11 protein-coding genes and 1 pseudogene are annotated in these 15,550 nt (G+C 69.9%); all 12 read right to left on the reverse strand.

Annotated elements, in window-relative coordinates; translation table 11 throughout:
- Positions 1-26: 26 nt before the first annotated feature.
- The 12 genes and pseudogenes from WCE37_RS09855 to uppS all read right to left on the reverse strand — a co-directional run bounded on the left by WCE37_RS09855 (position 27) and on the right by uppS (position 15,545).
- Positions 27-986: an acetyl-CoA carboxylase carboxyltransferase subunit alpha gene (locus WCE37_RS09855; protein WP_343279216.1), complete on the reverse strand. Its 960-nt coding sequence runs from the start codon at positions 984-986 to the stop codon at positions 27-29.
- A 137-nt stretch (positions 987-1,123) separates the two neighbouring features.
- Positions 1,124-4,705, reverse strand: coding sequence for a DNA polymerase III subunit alpha (dnaE, locus tag WCE37_RS09860; protein ID WP_343279217.1), 3,582 nt, complete (start codon positions 4,703-4,705; stop codon positions 1,124-1,126).
- A 123-nt stretch (positions 4,706-4,828) separates the two neighbouring features.
- Positions 4,829-5,428, reverse strand: a pseudogene (locus tag WCE37_RS09865) (ribonuclease HII); the annotation flags it as partial.
- A 14-nt stretch (positions 5,429-5,442) separates the two neighbouring features.
- The gene (gene lpxB, locus WCE37_RS09870) at positions 5,443-6,627 is read right to left on the reverse strand and encodes a lipid-A-disaccharide synthase (RefSeq protein ID WP_343255274.1); all 1,185 of its coding nucleotides are present in this window, start codon (positions 6,625-6,627) and stop codon (positions 5,443-5,445) included.
- Positions 6,624-7,418, reverse strand: a complete 795-nt coding sequence (lpxA, locus tag WCE37_RS09875) for an acyl-ACP--UDP-N-acetylglucosamine O-acyltransferase (RefSeq protein WP_343279218.1) — start codon at positions 7,416-7,418, stop codon at positions 6,624-6,626. The genes lpxB and lpxA overlap by 4 nt, the downstream gene beginning before the upstream one ends.
- Entirely contained in the window at positions 7,411-7,872 is a 462-nt protein-coding gene (fabZ, locus tag WCE37_RS09880; RefSeq protein ID WP_343255272.1) for a 3-hydroxyacyl-ACP dehydratase FabZ, read from the reverse strand. Before fabZ ends, lpxA begins: the two co-directional genes overlap by 8 nt.
- Positions 7,869-8,891 carry a UDP-3-O-(3-hydroxymyristoyl)glucosamine N-acyltransferase gene (gene lpxD, locus WCE37_RS09885; protein WP_343279219.1) on the reverse strand — a complete coding sequence of 341 codons (1,023 nt, stop codon included), beginning with the start codon at positions 8,889-8,891 and terminating at the stop codon, positions 7,869-7,871. The genes fabZ and lpxD overlap by 4 nt, the downstream gene beginning before the upstream one ends.
- 18 nt (positions 8,892-8,909) lie before the next feature.
- A complete protein-coding gene (gene bamA / locus WCE37_RS09890; protein ID WP_343279220.1) occupies positions 8,910-11,360 on the reverse strand; it encodes an outer membrane protein assembly factor BamA in 2,451 nt (816 codons plus the stop codon).
- Positions 11,361-11,427: 67 nt separating this feature from the next.
- Positions 11,428-12,780: an RIP metalloprotease RseP gene (gene rseP / locus WCE37_RS09895; RefSeq protein WP_343279221.1), complete on the reverse strand. Its 1,353-nt coding sequence runs from the start codon at positions 12,778-12,780 to the stop codon at positions 11,428-11,430.
- Positions 12,781-12,790: 10 nt separating this feature from the next.
- A complete protein-coding gene (locus WCE37_RS09900) occupies positions 12,791-13,975 on the reverse strand; it encodes a 1-deoxy-D-xylulose-5-phosphate reductoisomerase (RefSeq protein WP_343279427.1) in 1,185 nt (394 codons plus the stop codon).
- The gene (locus WCE37_RS09905; RefSeq protein ID WP_343255268.1) at positions 13,960-14,784 is read right to left on the reverse strand and encodes a phosphatidate cytidylyltransferase; all 825 of its coding nucleotides are present in this window, start codon (positions 14,782-14,784) and stop codon (positions 13,960-13,962) included. The genes WCE37_RS09900 and WCE37_RS09905 overlap by 16 nt, the downstream gene beginning before the upstream one ends.
- A complete protein-coding gene (uppS, locus tag WCE37_RS09910) occupies positions 14,781-15,545 on the reverse strand; it encodes a polyprenyl diphosphate synthase (RefSeq protein ID WP_343255267.1) in 765 nt (254 codons plus the stop codon). Before uppS ends, WCE37_RS09905 begins: the two co-directional genes overlap by 4 nt.
- Positions 15,546-15,550 lie beyond the last annotated feature (5 nt).

The raw sequence follows: 15,550 nt of genomic DNA on the forward strand, positions 1-15,550 counted from the left end.
GCGATCGGGCGCGGCTGGCCGGGTGCTCAGGCGGCTTCGTAGGCGCCGTAGCCGCGCAGGCGCCGGTAGCGCTTTTCCAGCAGGGCGTCGACCGGCAGGCTTTCCAGCGCGTCGATTTCGTTGACCAGCACCGCCTTCAGGCGCAGCGCCATCTGCCGGGGCTTGCGGTGCGCGCCACCGATCGGCTCGCGCACCATCTTGTCGACCAGGCCCAGGCCCAGCAGGCGCTTGGCGGTGAGGCCCAGCTGCTCGGCGGCGTCCCTGGCCTTGGCCGGGTCCTTCCACAGGATCGACGCGCAGCCTTCGGGCGAGATCACCGAATAGGTGCTGTATTCCAGCATCAGCGTGCGGTCGCCGACGCCGATCGCCAGCGCGCCGCCGGAGCCGCCTTCGCCGATCACGGTGCACACGATCGGCGTGCGCAGCTCCGCCATTTCCATCAGGTTGCGGGCGATGGCCTCCGACTGCCCGCGCTCCTCGGCGCCGATGCCGGGATAGGCGCCGGGGGTGTCGATGAAGGTCAGCAGCGGCAGCCTGAAGCGCTCGGCCATCTTCATCAGGCGCAGCGCCTTGCGGTAGCCCTCGGGACGCGGCATGCCGAAGTTGCGGCGCACCTTGGCCTTGGTGTCGCGGCCCTTCTGGTGGCCGATGATCATCACGCTGCGGCCGTTGATGCGGCCGATGCCGCCGACGATGGCGGCGTCGTCGGAGTAGGCGCGGTCGCCGGCCAGCTCCTGGAACTCGTCGCAGACATAGCGGATGTAGTCGTTGGTGTAGGGCCGCGCCGGGTGGCGCGCAAGCTGCGAGACCTGCCAGGGGCTGAGGTCGCGGAAGATCTGCGCGGTGCGCAGGCGCAGCTTGTTCTGAAGAGTCCGGAGCTCGGCATCGATGTTGACACCGGGGCCGGAGCTGGCCTGGCGCAGGTCCTGGATCCTGGCTTCCAGGTCCGCGATGGGCTGTTCGAAATCTAGGTAGTTGGGATTCATCGGCGGCTGCGATCGTGAAAGGGGCCAGTCTAGCGGAGTCGCTCCGGCGGGGCCGGGACGCATGCTTTTGGGGGGAGCCGCTATAGCGGCGATTTTCCTCGAGTCGCCGTTATAACGGCTTTGATGCTTGCAGGTGCTCAGCTGGCCCAGGGGCGCGTACCCATGGCGACGTGCACGGCGCGCACGCCGGATTCGGCGCGCAGCTGGCCCAGGAGGTCCGGCTCGACGCGCACCGAGCCGGTGCCGTCGATGTCCAGGCTGCCGGCGGCACCGGTTGCCAGCAGCAGGTCCAGGCGCAGCGGCGTGGTACCCGGGCGGTGGGCGGCCAGCAGCGTGTCGATGCGGTCGAGGACGCCGGTGGACTTCAGGTCCAGGCGCAATGACAGGCGCTGTGCGCACTGCCTGCAGACCTCGTGGAAATCCCAGGCCCGGCGCGCGCGCAGCGAGAAGCCACCGCTGAACTCGTCCTCGCGCAGGCCGCCTTCGACGATCACGATGCGGTTGCCGCCGAGCAGCGATGCGTACTCCACCCAGGCTTCGGAGAAGAAGGCGCACTCGATGCGGCCACGGCCGTCCTCCAGCTGGACGAAGGCCTGGCTTTCGCCGCGCTTGCGGATGCCCATGACCTGGCCTGCCACTATCGCCGTGACCTCCTGCCGCCAGCCGCCGCGACCGCCTTCACCATTGCCGTTGCCGCCCTTGCGCGCGCTGCTGCCCGACTCCCAGAGCTGGTCGAGTTGGCCGAGGTCGGCGCCGACCAGGGTCTTGAGTTCGCTGCGCCATGGATCCAGCGGGTGGCCGCTCAGGTAGTGGCCGAGGGTGTCGCGCTCGCCCGCGAGCTTCTGCGCCAGCGGCCATTCGGCGACCTCGGGCAGGGTGATCTGCGCCGCCGCGGCCGCGGGCTCGGCGAAGCCGCCGAACAGCGAGGTCTGCCCGGCTTCGCGCTCGCGCGCCAGCTGGTCGGTGGCCTTGAGCACTTCGGGCAGCTGCAGCATCAGTGAAGCGCGGTTGAGGCCCAGCGCATCCAGCGCGCCGGCGTTGACCAGCGCCTCGAGCGTGCGCCGGTTCAGGCGCGCGGATTCGATCCGGCGGCAGAAGTCCATCAGGTTGGCGTAGGGCCCATCGCGCTCGCGCTCCGCGGCGATCGCCTCGCAGGCGCCCTGGCCCACGCCCTTCACCGCGCCCAGGCCGTAGCGCAGGGTGCGCGCGTCCATGGCTTCGAACATATAGCCCGAATGGTTCACGTCCGGCAGCAGCACCTCGAGTCCGAGCGCGCGCGCCTCGGCGAGGAAGCCGACGACCTTCTCGGTGCTGTCCATGTCGCTCGACAGCACCGCGGCCATGAACTCGGCCGGGTAGTGGGTCTTCAGCCATGCGGTCTGGTACGACACCAGCGCATAAGCGGCGGCGTGCGACTTGTTGAAGCCGTAGCCGGCGAACTTTTCCAGCAGGTCGAAGATCGGGCCGGACACCCTGGGCTCGATGCCGTGGGTTTCCCGCGCGCCGTCCTCGAACTTGGCGCGTTCGCGCGCCATCTCCTCGACCTTTTTCTTGCCCATCGCCCGGCGCAGGAGGTCGGCGCCGCCCAGCGAGTAGCCGCCCAGGATCTGCGCGGTCTGCATCACCTGTTCCTGGTACACCACCACGCCGTAGGTCGGCGCCAGCACCGGCTCAAGCAGCGCGTGCGGATACTGGACTTCGGCGCGGCCGTGCTTGCGCTCGATGAAGTCCGGGATCAGGTCCATCGGCCCCGGGCGGTACAGCGACACCAGGGCGATCAGGTCGTCGAAGCGGTCCGGCTTCGCGCGCTTGAGCAGCTCGCGCATGCCGCGTGATTCGAACTGGAACACCGCCACGGTGTCGCCGCGGGCGAAGAGTTCGTACGTCTTTGCGTCGTCGAGTGGCAGCTTGGTGATGTCGACCAGCGCCGTTGTGTTTCCGTCCGCCGCGGCCTGTCCGGCCAGGCGCTTGTTGATCGCCTTCACCGCCCAGTCGATGATCGTCAGCGTGCGCAGGCCGAGGAAGTCGAACTTCACCAGGCCCACCGCCTCGACGTCGTCCTTGTCGAACTGGGTCACCGGGTTGCGGCCGCCGCCGTCGCCGTCGTGTTCGGCGAACAGCGGGCAGAAGTCGGACAGCGGCGAGGGCGCGATCACCACGCCGCCGGCGTGCTTGCCGGCGTTGCGGGTCAGGTTCTCGAGCTGCAGCGCAAGATCGATCAGGTCGCGGACGTCGTCCTCGTCCCTGTAGCGCGCGATCAGCTCGTCGGAGCGCCAGGCATCGTCCTTGCGTCCCTTTTCGGTGAGGCCCAGCGCGTCCTGCAGCGACACGCCCAGGGTCATCGGCACCAGCTTGGCGATGCTGTCGACCAGCCCGAAGGGATAGCCCAGCGCACGCCCGGCATCGCGCACCACGGCCTTCGCGGCCATGGTGCCGTAGGTGATGATCTGGCTGACGCGGTCGCGGCCGTACTTGGCGGCGACATAGTCGATCACCTCGTCGCGCCTGTCCATGCAGAAGTCGATGTCGAAGTCGGGCATCGACACGCGTTCGGGGTTGAGGAAGCGTTCGAACAGCAGGTCGTAGGGCAGGGGGTCGAGGTCGGTGATCTCCAGCGCCCAGGCCACCAGCGAGCCGGCGCCTGAACCACGGCCGGGGCCGACCGGAATGCCCTGTTCCTTGGCCCAGCGGATGAAGTCCGAGACGATCAGGAAGTAGCCCGGGAAGCCCATCCGGATGATGACGTCGAGCTCGGTCTCCAACCGCGCCTGGTAGCTGGCGCGGTCGTGGCCTTCGGCCAGCGGTGCCTGCTCGAGCCTGCGCTCCAGGCCGTCGCGCGCCTCGCTGCGGATCCAGGAATCGAGCGTGTGCTCGCTGGGCACCGGGAACGCCGGCAGGTGGTAGGTCCCCAGGCGCAGCTCGAGGTTGCAGCGCTGCGCGAGCGCCACGGTGTTGTCCAGCGCGTCGGGCACGTCGGCAAACAACGCTGCCATTTCCTCGCCGGACTTCAGATACTGCTCGGCGGTGTAGTCGCGCGGCCGGCGCGGATCGTCCAGCACGCGGCCGGACGAGATGCAGACCCGCGCTTCGTGGGCGTCGAAGCCTTCGCGGTCGATGAAGCGCACCTCGTTGCCGGCGACTACCGGCACCGAACACAGCGAGGAGGCATGCAGCGCGAAGTCGTTGTATGCCGTCTCGTCGGCAAAGCCGCAGCGCGCCAGAGCCAGGTGCAGGCCGTCGTCGAACACGCCGCGCCAGTCCTTCACCCAGGCCTCGGCCTGGTCCGGTCTGCCGGCGGCGACCAGGCGACCGGCGGGCGACTGGCGCCCGGCCAGGGCGAACAGGCCGCCGTGCACCTCGCGCAGCCACTCCGGGCGGACCACCACGCCGTCATGGCGCTGGCCTTCCATCCATGCGCGCGTCAGCAGTCGCGACAGCGACAGGTAGCCCTCGTGGTCGCGGCAGAGCAAGGTGAGCGTGGCCGGCGCCTCGTTGCCTTCGGCGATGCTGATGTCGGCACCGGCGATCGGCTTGATGCCGGCGCCCTCGGCCGCGCGGAAGAACTTCACCAGCGAAAACAGGTTGTTGCGGTCGGTCACCGCCACCGACGGCTGGCCCAGGGCCACGCAGCGCTTGACGAGTTCCGGGATGCGGATCGTCGAGTCGGCGAGCGAGTATTCGCTGTGGAGCGTCAGGTGGACGAAGCGTCGGGACATCACGGGGCCGGAGTTGCAGCCAAGCAGGTTAGGTCCCAGCCTCCGTGCGGACAAGGCTTGACAGCGAGGCCCGCGGCTTTCGCAGGGTCAGCAGGCGCCGAACAGGTCGGGTGCACAGGCTGCGTGCACCGGCGCGAAGCTCCTGCGGTGCTGCGGGCAGGGCCCGTGCGTGCGCAGCGCGGTGAGGTGGGCGGGCGTGCCGTAGCCCTTGTGCTCGTGGAATCCGTAGGCGGGATAGCGACCGTGGAGCTCGTTCATGGCGCGATCGCGGGTGACCTTTGCGAGGATGGATGCGGCCATGATGCTGCGATCGCGCGCATCACCGCCCACCCAGGCTTCGGCCGCGCAGGGCAGGCCGGGCGGAATCGCGTTGCCGTCGATGCGCGCCATGCCGGCCACGTGCGCGACCGCTTCCATCGCCAGCCGCATGCCGAGCATGGTGGCGTGGTAGATGTTGATGCGGTCGATGTCCTCGACGCCGATCGCGACCACGTGCCAGGCCAGGGCGCGGTCGATGATGCGTTCGTAGAGCTCGTCGCGGCGCGCGGACTTCAGCGCCTTGGAATCGTCCAGGCCGTTGATGCGCTGGCGCGCCGGGTCGAAGACGACCGCCGCCACCACCACCGGACCGGCCAGCGGACCGCGGCCGGCTTCGTCGATGCCGGCCACCAGGCTGGACACAGCGGTCGTGCCTGCCGGCGCCGGCCGGACGCGGACTCCCGCCAGCGCAGGCCGCTGCCTCATGGCGCGGCGCCGGCGTCGGCGGCCAGATGCCGCGGGTCCAGCAGCTCGACCACGGCCGCGGCCGCTTCGCGCGAGGCGTCGCGCCGAAGCAGGATGTGCAGCTCGCGGTAGCGCGGCTCGAGCGCTTCGATCGCAGCGGGATCGGAGAACCAGGCAAGCACGGCTTCGGACAGCTGCAGCGGCGTGCAGTCGTCCTGCATCAGCTCGGGCGCGATGGTTTCGCCGGCAAGCACGTTGGGCAGGGCGTAGCGGTCCACTTTGAGCATGCCCAGGCCCCTGACGATGGCGTGGGTGGTGGGCGAGATGCGATAGCCCACGACCATGGGACGCTTGGCGAGCATTGCTTCCAGGGTCGCCGTGCCCGAGGCCAGGAGCACCACGTCGGCTGCCACCATCGCCGCACGCGCGGAGCCGTCGAGCAGGCGCAGCGCAGTCGTGCCCGCGGCCGGCAGCATCGCCGCAAGCGCTTCGCGGCACGCCGCGTTGGCCGCGGGCACCAGCACCTGCAGGCCCGGGATGCGCTCGGCCACCAGCGCCGCGCCCTGCAGGAAAGCCGGGCCCAGGCGCTCGATTTCGCCCAGGCGCGACCCGGGCAGCACCGCCAGCACGGGCGCGTCCTGGTCGACTCCGAGCGCTGCGCGCGCGGCGCGGCGGTCGGGGTTGAGCGGCATGGCATCGGCCATCGGATGACCGACGAAGCGCGCGTCGACGCCGTGCCGGGCGTAGATCGGTGGCTCCATCGGGAACAGGCAGAGCACGCGGTCGGCGCTGCGCCCGATCCTGGCCGCGCGGCCCTGGCGCCAGGCCCAGACCGAGGGGCTGACATAGTGCACGGTGCATATGCCACGGGCCTTGAGCTGGCGTTCGAGGCCGAGGTTGAAGTCGGGAGCATCGATGCCGATGAAGGCATCGGGCTTCCAGTCCAGGATGCGGCGGCGCAGGCCGCGGCGCAGGCGCAGCAGGCGCGGCAGGTGGGCCAGCACTTCGGCCAGGCCCATCACCGCCAGCTCGCCGGCGTCGTGCCAGGTCTCCATGCCGGCCGCGCGCATCGCGTCGCCGCCGATGCCGGCGAATTCGGCGTCCGGAAAGCGCTCGCGCAGGCGTTCGACCAGCCCGGCGCCGAGCAGGTCGCCGGACGCTTCGCCGGCGACCAGCGCGAAGCGCGGCCCGCCGCCGGTCACCGCAGCAGCGGCCGTTCGCCGCCCTCGATGAAGTCGAGCATCAGCCGTACGTCTTCGCTGCCCGATGCCAGCTCCGCGAGCTTGCCGCGGGCGTCGTCCAGCGTTTCGCCGGACATGTAGACGGCGCGGTAGGCGCGGCGGATGGCCGCGATCCGGTCCGGGTCGAAGCCACGGCGCTTCAGGCCCTCGGCATTGATGCCGCGCGGCCGGCCGTAGCCTTCCTGCGCGATCATCAGGAACGGCGGCACGTCGCCGTTGACGAAGGCCCCCATGCCGATGAAGGCATGGTCGCCGATGCGGCAGAACTGGTGGATGCCCGCGAAGCCGCTCAGGATCACGTGGTCACCGACCACGACGTGGCCGGCCAGCGTCGCGTTGTTGGAAAAGATGCAGTGGTCGCCGACGATGCAGTCGTGCGCCACGTGGGTATAGGCCAGCAGCCAGTTGTCGCTGCCGATGCGGGTGATCCCGCCGCCATCGCCGGTGCCGCGGTTGATGGTGGTGAACTCGCGGATGACGTTGCGGTCGCCGATCTCGAGTTCGACGCGCTCGCCGCGGTACTTCTTGTCCTGCGGCTCGCCGCCGATCGCGGCGTGGCCATGGATGCGGTTGTCGCGGCCGATGCGGGCCGGCCCCTGCACGCTGCAGTGCGGGCCGACCTGCGTGTTCGCGCCGATCTCGACGCCGGCGCCGATGATCGTGAACGCTCCGATCGTGGCGCCTTCGCCGATCATGGCGGACGGGTCGACGACCGCGCTGGCGTGGATCGACGCCGCAGCCATGTCAGGCATCGACCTCGGCACAGAGGATGTCGGCGCTGGCCACCTTTTCGCCATCGACGGTGGCGATGCCGCAGTACAGGGTCATGTTGCGGATCTCGCGCTTGATCGTGACCTCGATGTCGAGGCGGTCGCCGGGCACGACCATGCGCGCGAAGCGTGCGTTGTCGACCTTGACCAGGTAGGACAGGCGGCCGATGTGGCTTGCGCCACCGCGCGCGAGCTGGGTCAGCAGTCCGCCGGCCTGCGCCATCGCCTCGATCACCAGCACGCCGGGCATCACCGGGCGGTCGGGGAAGTGGCCCTGGAAATAGCTTTCGTTCGCGGTCACGTTCTTGTACGCAAGCACGCGCTTGCCGTCCTCGAAGGCCACCACGCGGTCGATCAGCAGGAAGGGGTAGCGGTGCGGCAGCATCTCTCGGATGCCCTCCACGCCAATGGGAAAGCTCAGGGTGCCCGCCGTCATGTCTTCTCCTTTTCCAGCGCCTGCACCTGGCGGGCGAGCGCGTCGAGTTGCTTGAACCGCGCTGCGCTCTTGCGCCAGCTGCGGTTGTCCATGATCGGCGTCCCCGACGAGTATTCGCCGGGCACGTCGATCGAATGCGTGACCAGGGCCATCGAGGTGATCACGACCCGGTCGCAGATGGCGAGGTGGCCGAGGATGCCCGCGCCGCCACCGACCAGGCAGTAGCGGCCGATGACGGCGCTGCCGGCCACGGCGGAACACCCGGCCATGGCCGTGTGCGCGCCGATGCGGACGTTGTGTCCGATCTGGATCTGGTTGTCCAGGCGGACGTCCTCTTCGAGCACGGTGTCCTCGATGGCGCCGCGGTCGATGGTGGTGTTGGCGCCGATCTCGCAATCGTCGCCGACCAGCACGCCGCCCTGCTGCGGAACCTTGATCCAGCGCCCGGCATCCATCGCCAGGCCGAAGCCGTCGGCGCCCAGGACCGCGCCGGGGTGGACCAGGACGCGCTCGCCCAGGCGCACGCGGCGCACCAGGGTGGCGCGCGCCACCAGCCGGCTGCCGGCGCCGACCACGCAGTCCTCGCCGATGACGCAGCCAGGGCCGATGATCGCGCCGGCGCCGATGCGCGAACGCGCGCCGATGCAGGTGAACGGGCCGATCTCCGCCGACGGGTCGACCTCGGCCGAGGCATCCACCACCGCCGAGGCATGCACGCCGGCGTTGGCAACCGGTGCCGGATCGAACAGCGCCGCGATCTTCGCGAACGCCACATAGGGATCACGCGCGACCAGCAGCGTCCGCTCGAGTCCTTCGGCGTCGCCTTCGCGAACCACCACCACGCCCGCGTCCGAGCCGGCCAGCTGGCCGCGGTAGCGCGGGTTGGCGAGGAAGGACAGCTGCCGTGGGCCAGCGCCGGACAGCGTCGCGACCGAGTCGACCGCCACCCCGCCGTCACCGCACAGGGCAAGACCGAAGCGTTCGGCCAGTGCCGCCGCCGTCTGCGTGGTGGATGCCATCGTTGCGCGCCCGAGCGGCTAGAACGCGCCGCCGAAGGTGAACTGCAGGCGCTCGAGTTCGTCGCCGTCCTGCTCGCGCAGCGGCATCGCGTAGCTGATCGAGATCGGCCCCACCGGTGCGCGCCACATCAGTGCGACACCCGCCGAGGCGCGGAGCTCGCCGGCGTCGAAGGCATCGACGTCCTTGAACACGTTGCCGAAGTCGACGAAGGCGGACACGCGCGCGGCCGGCGAATCGAACAGGGTCGGGAAGAACATTTCAAACGAGCCCACGGTCTTCACCGCGCCGCCGATGACCTGGCGGTAGCTGCTGTTCCAGGCGGCCTCGCGCGGGCCGAGGGTGTTGTCGCGGAAGCCGCGCACCGAGCGCGCGCCGCCGGCGTAGAAGTTCTCGAAGAACGGCAGGCCGTCGGCCATGGCGCTGCGGGCATCCGGCAGGTCGTCGGTGTCTTCGGGGGAATCCGGGTCGTAGACGATGCCATAACGCGCATCGCCGTAGCTGTCGCCATAGCCGAACTCGAAGCGGGTGTTGAGCACCAGCGCGCGGGAAATCTGCCAGTACTTCGAGAACTCGTAGTTGAGCTTGTAGTACTCGGCGGTGGAGCCGGGCAGGGCGACTTCCATGGACACGCGCTGCAGGGTGCCGCGCGTCGGCTGCAGGAAGTCGTTGCGGGTGTCGCGGGCCCAGCCCAGCTCGGCGCGCCAGGCGTGGAAGGTGCGCTGCCCGATCACGTCGATGTAGTCCACGATCGACTGCGGTGAACTTCCGCGCCAGGCGAAGATCTGGTTGCTGTCGATGCCGAACATCGCGGTGATGGTGTCGTGCTCGGTCAGCGGGATCCCCAGCACCATCTGCGCCGCGCGGCTGGTCGAGGAGTACTGCGCGGTGTTGTACTCGGAGTTGTCGAACTCGCGCCACCACAGGTTGTAGCCCAGCGACAGGCCGTTGTCGCTGAAGTACGGGTTCAGGTACGAGAACGAATAGCGCTGCAGGTAGACGTTGCGCTGGGCCTCGACCGAGACCCGGTTGCCGCTGCCGAGGAAGTTGTTCTGCGACAGCTGCACCGAGGTGGTCATGCCGCTGAGCTGCGAGTAGCCGACGCCGAACATGAAGCTGCCGGACGTGGTCTCGGTGACGCTGTACTCGATGTCGACCAGGTCGTTGGTGCCGGGAACCGGCTTGCTCTCGACGTTGACGCTGCCGGTTTCGAAGAAGCCCAGGCGCTGCAGGCGGACCTTGGAGCGGTCGATCGCCGCCTGCGAATACCACGCGCCCTCGAACTGCCGCATCTCGCGGCGCAGCACTTCGTCGGCGGTGCGGGCGTTGCCCTTGAACACGATCCGGCGCACGGTGACGCGCGGCCCGGGCACGACCTGCAGGTTGATGTCGACGCGGCGGTTCTCGCGGTCCACTTCCGGGATCACGTTGACCTGGGCGAAGGCGTAGCCGATGTTGCCCAGCGTGGCCGCGATCTGGTCGGAGCTGAACTCCAGCAGCGCGCGCGAGAAGGTCATCTCGGGCTTGATGAACACCAGCCGTTCGATGTCTTCCTTCGGCAGCACGGTATCGCCGGTGACCTCCACCGAATCGACCGTGTACACCTCGCCCTCGGTGAGGCCGGCGGTGATGTACATGTCGCGCTTGTCCGGGCTGATTGCGACCTGGATGTTGTCCTCGCTGAAATCGATGTAGCCGCGGTCGAGATAGAAATTGCGCAGCTTCTCGCGGTCGCCTTCGAGCTTCTCGCGCGAATACTGGTTGTCGCGTCGGTACCAGCTCAGCCAGTTGGTCTCGCCGGATTCCCAGGCGCCGGTCAGGGTTTCGTCGTCGAAGCTGTCGTTGCCCACGAGGTTGATGTGGCGGATGCTCGCCGCCTTGCCTTCGTCGACCTTGATCGTGACGTCGACGCGGTTGCGGTCCAGGGGCGAGACCGTGGGCGTGATCGCGACGTTGTACTTGCCGCGATTGTTGTACTGGCGGGTCAGCTCCTGGGTCACGCGGTCGAGCGCCAGGCGGTCGAAGGTCTCACCCTCGGCCAGGCCGATGTCGCTCAGGCCCTTGGTCAGGTCCTCGGTCTTGATGTCCTTGTTGCCGGTGAGCGTGAGCTTGTTGATCGCCGGGCGTTCGGTGACCTGGACCACCAGGATGTCGCCCTGGCGGCCCACGCTGACGTCCTCGAAGAAGCCCGTGGCGTACAGCGCGCGGATGGCAGCGCCGACGCGGCCGGAGTCGATGCTGTCGCCGCGCTCGATCGGAAGATAGGTGAACACGGTGCCGGCGCCAATGCGCTGCAGGCCGTCGACGCGGATGTCGGAGACGGTGAATGCGCCGGGGGCGAGGACCGTGGCGGGTTGGGGCGGCATGCCGAAGGCGGCCAGCGGGTCGACCGGCTGCTGGGCCCAGGCCGGCGCGGCGAGCGTCGAGGCGAGGGCGATGGCAAGCAGGCGGCGTTTCGGGAGTCGCGTCATCAATGGCGTCCGGGTCGGGCGTTTCGTGGGGGTGCGGCGCTGGGCGCGGCGGCGGTACATGCGGGCATCAGCGCACCAGTTGCAGGATGTCGTTGTAGAACGCCAGGCCCATCAGGCCTGCGAGCATGGCCATTCCGGCATATTGCCCGGTGACCATCGCGCGCTCGCTCAAGGGGCTGCCCTTGACCAACTCGATAAGGTAATACAACAGGTGACCGCCGTCCAAGATCGGGATCGGCAGCAGGTTGATGATCGCCAGGCTGAGCGAGAGCAGGGCGAGGAAATTCAGGAACCAGGCGGCGCCCATGCCGGCGGACGCGTTGGCATAGCGTGCGATGGTGATCGGACCCGAGACGTTCTCCATCGAGGCCCGGCCGCTGGCCATGCGCCAGACCATGCCGAGGGTGTCGCGGGTGAGTCGCCAGGTCTCGGCGGCGGCCGCGGGAACCGCGGCCAGCGGGCCATGGCGCAGGGTGGCGTCGTGGACCGCCGAGCGCGGAGTGGGCTCGATGCCCAGCGCCCAGAAGGGTTCCCGCCCCTCCGCTTCGGCCAGCGTCGGCGCGATCTCCAGCGCCAGCCGCTCGCCTTCGCGCTCGACCTCGATCATGCCGGTCCCGCCCTGGTTGCCGAGTTCCTGCACCAGCGGGCCGATGTCGGCGAAGATGTGCACCGCCACGCCGTCGATGGCGGTGATGCGGTCGCCCTCGGCGAGCACGCCCCAGGCCGCGCTGTCCTCGCGCACCCGGCCCACGTCCGGCGGCAGCACGAAGGCCTGCGGCAGCAGGCCGATCGCCGGGATCGTGCGCCGGACCTCGAGGTCCGCCGGCAGCAAGGACAGGCGCAGCGTGCGGACGGCCTCGCTGCCCTGGGCGGTGCGCAGGCGCACCTCGACATCGGAGCGGTCCATGGCGGCGGTGGTCAGGGCCATGGCCGCCTCGCTCCAGGTCGGCGTAGGGCGGTCGCCGATGCTGAGCACGGTGTCGCCGCGCGCGAGGCCCGACTCCGCGGCGATGCCCTGGACCTGGCCCAGCACCGGCTGGTAGTCGGGCCGGCCGATCACGAACATCGCCCAGAGCAGGGCGAGGCACAGCAGCAGGTTGGCGATGGGTCCCGCGGCCACGATGGCGATGCGCTGCCAGACCGACTTGCGGTTGAAGGCCGCCCCGAGCTCCGACTCCGCCACATCGCCTTCGCGCTCGTCGAGCATGCGCACGTAGCCGCCCAAGGGCAGGGCGGCGACCACGTACTCGGTGCCGTCGCGGCCCATGCGCTTCCACAGCGGCCGGCCGAACCCGACCGAGAACCGCAGGACTTTCACGCCGTTGCGCCGCGCCACCCAGAAGTGGCCGAACTCGTGGAAGGTCACCAGCACGCCCAGGCTGACGATCATCCACCACACGGAACCCAGGAAGGTAGTCATTGCGTGCTCGTCAGTGGGCGTGGCGGGCGAGGGCGCGCCGGGTCGACTCGCGGGCGAGCGCGTCGGCCTCGCGCAGCGCGTCGAGGGACGCGGCGGGTCTGGCCGGCAGCGCTGCCAGCGCGTCTTCGACCAGCGCCGGAATGGACAGGAAGCCGGTGCGGCCCTGAAGGAAGGCTGAAACCGCCTCCTCGTTGGCGGCGTTGAGCACCGCCGGCGCGGTGCCGCCGGCGGCCAGGGCATCGAAGGCCAGGCGCAGGCAGGGGAAGGCCTGGGTATCCGGCGGCTCGAAGTCCAGGCGGCCGTGGGCGAGCAGGTCCAGCCCGCCGACGCCGGATTCGATGCGCCGCGGCCAGGCCAGCCCGACCGCAAGCGCGGTGCGCATGTCCGGCAGCCCGAGCTGGGCAAGGGTCGAGCCGTCGATGAACTCCACCAGCGAATGGACCAGGCTCTGCGGGTGCACCAGCACGTCGATGCGGGCCGCGGGCAGCCCGAACAGGTGGTGGGCCTCGATCACCTCCAGGCCCTTGTTCATCAGGGTGGCGGAATCGACCGAGATCTTCGGGCCCATCGACCACTTGGGGTGGGCCACGGCCTGTGCGGGTGTCACCCCCGCGAGCGACGCGCGGTCGCGGCCGCGGAACGGCCCGCCTGATGCAGTCAGCACCAGCCGGCGCACGTCCGTGCAGGCGCCATCGGGCGGCAGGCACTGGAAAATCGCGCTGTGCTCGCTGTCGATCGGGATGACCCGGGCACCGTGCTCGCGGGCGGTGGCCATGACCAGCTCGCCGGCCAGCACCAGCGACTCCTTGTTGGCGAGCAGCAGGCGCTTTCCGGCACGTGCGGCGGCAAGCGTGGAATCCAGGCCCGCGGCGCCGACGATGGCGGCGACTACGGTGTCATTCCCTCCGTCGCCGGCAAGTCCGGTGATTGCGGCCATGCCGGCGTGGGCACGGGTGGCCAGGCCGGCCTCGCGCAGTCCGTCGCGGAGCCGGGGGTACGCGGTTTCGTCGGCGATCGCGGCGTCGTCGGGGCGATGCCGACGGCAGGCCTCGAGCAGGGCCTCGACCTTGCTGCCGGCGGCCAGCGAGCTGGCGCGCATGGCCTCCGGGTGGCGGGCGATGACGTCGAGCGCCGAGGTGCCGATCGAGCCGGTGGCGCCGAGGACGGCGACGCTGCGCATCAGAAGCCCAGCCAGATCTTGCCCAGCGCGAACACGGGCAGGGCGGCGAACACGCTGTCGAGGCGGTCCATGATGCCGCCGTGGCCGGGGATCAGGTTGCCGGAATCCTTGGCGCCGACGTGGCGCTTGAGCAGGCTTTCAAACAGGTCGCCCACGACCGAGAACAGCACAGTGAGCAGGGCCACGAGCGCCACCAAGGGCAGCGCGGGAACGCCGACGCCGATGAGCCATGCGCCCAGGGTCGCCACCAGCACGCCGCCCGCGGCACCGCCCACCAGGCCGGCCACGGTCTTGTTGGGGCTGATCCGCGGCGCCAGCTTGCGCTTGCCGAACGCACGTCCGGCGAAATAGGCACCGGTGTCGGTGGCCCAGACGGTCATCAGCACCAGCAGCAGCCAGGCGGGGCCGTCATTGTGCAGCAGGGCCAGCGCGCACCATGCCGGGACCACGGCAAAGGTTGCCGCGGCGAGCTTGAACACGCGCGCGTTGGTGTCGTGGTCGGAGGCGAAGTCGTAGTGCACCAGCCACAGCATGGCCAGCAGCCACCAGACCACGCCCAGCACCACCGCGAGCTTGAACAGCACCAGGGTGGCGGCAGTGCCGCCTGTGCCCCAGACCAGGGCCACCATCAGCAGCAGGTTCAGCACCAGCAGCGCGCTGCGCGCGAGCGAGTCCTCGATCTCGGCAAGCGCGAACCATTCCCACAGCGCGGCGAGGAAGACGATGGCCGCGGCCAGCATCATCCACGGCGTGGGCAGCAGCAGCACGGCGGCAATGGTCCCTGGCGCCATGATGAGGGCGGCAATGATTCGGATGCGGGTCATGGGGTGATGGTATCCGTGGTTGCGCCGGTGGCTACCTGTTCACCGGTGAGGCCGAAGCGGCGCTCGCGGCACGCGAAGTCGTCGAACGCCCGTTGCAGGGTCGCGGCGTCGAGGTCGGGCCACAAGAGGTCGGTGAACCAGAGTTCGGTGTAGGCGAGCTGCCAGAGCAGGAAGTTGCTGATCCGCAGGTCGCCGCCGGTGCGGATGAACAGGTCGGGCGCCGGCAGGTCGGCCAGCGCGACGCGCGCGCCCAGCGCCGCCTCGTCGATGTCCTCGGGGCGCAGGCGGCCCGAGGCGACGTCCACGGCCAGGGCACGCGCGGCGGTGGCGATGTCCTGGCGGCCGCCGTAGCTGGCCGCGATCGAGAGCGCCAGGCGGCTGTTGCCCGCGGTGAGTCCTTCGGCGGCGTCCATGCGCGCGGTGATCGCGGCGTCGAAGCGGCTGCGGTCGCCGACGAAGCGCACGCGCACGCCGCGCCGGTGGAGTTCGCCCACCTCGCGGTCAAGCGCGTTGAGGAACAGCTTCATCAGCGCGCCGACCTCGTCGGCCGGACGCCCCCAGTTCTCGCTGGAAAACGCGAACAGGGTCAGGGCCCCGACGCCGCGCTCAAGGCAGAAATCGATGCACAGGTTGACCGCGCGCGCGCCGGCGCGGTGGCCGATCATGCGCGGCCTTCGACGGCGCGCGGCCCAGCGGCCGTTGCCGTCCATGATGATGGCTACGTGGCGCGGGATGCGTGGAGTGGCGGACGGGGCGTTCATTGCGA

The sequence above is a fragment of the Luteimonas sp. MJ250 genome (genome assembly GCF_039548455.1).
In the GTDB taxonomy this organism is placed as follows: Bacteria; Pseudomonadota; Gammaproteobacteria; order Xanthomonadales; family Xanthomonadaceae; genus Luteimonas.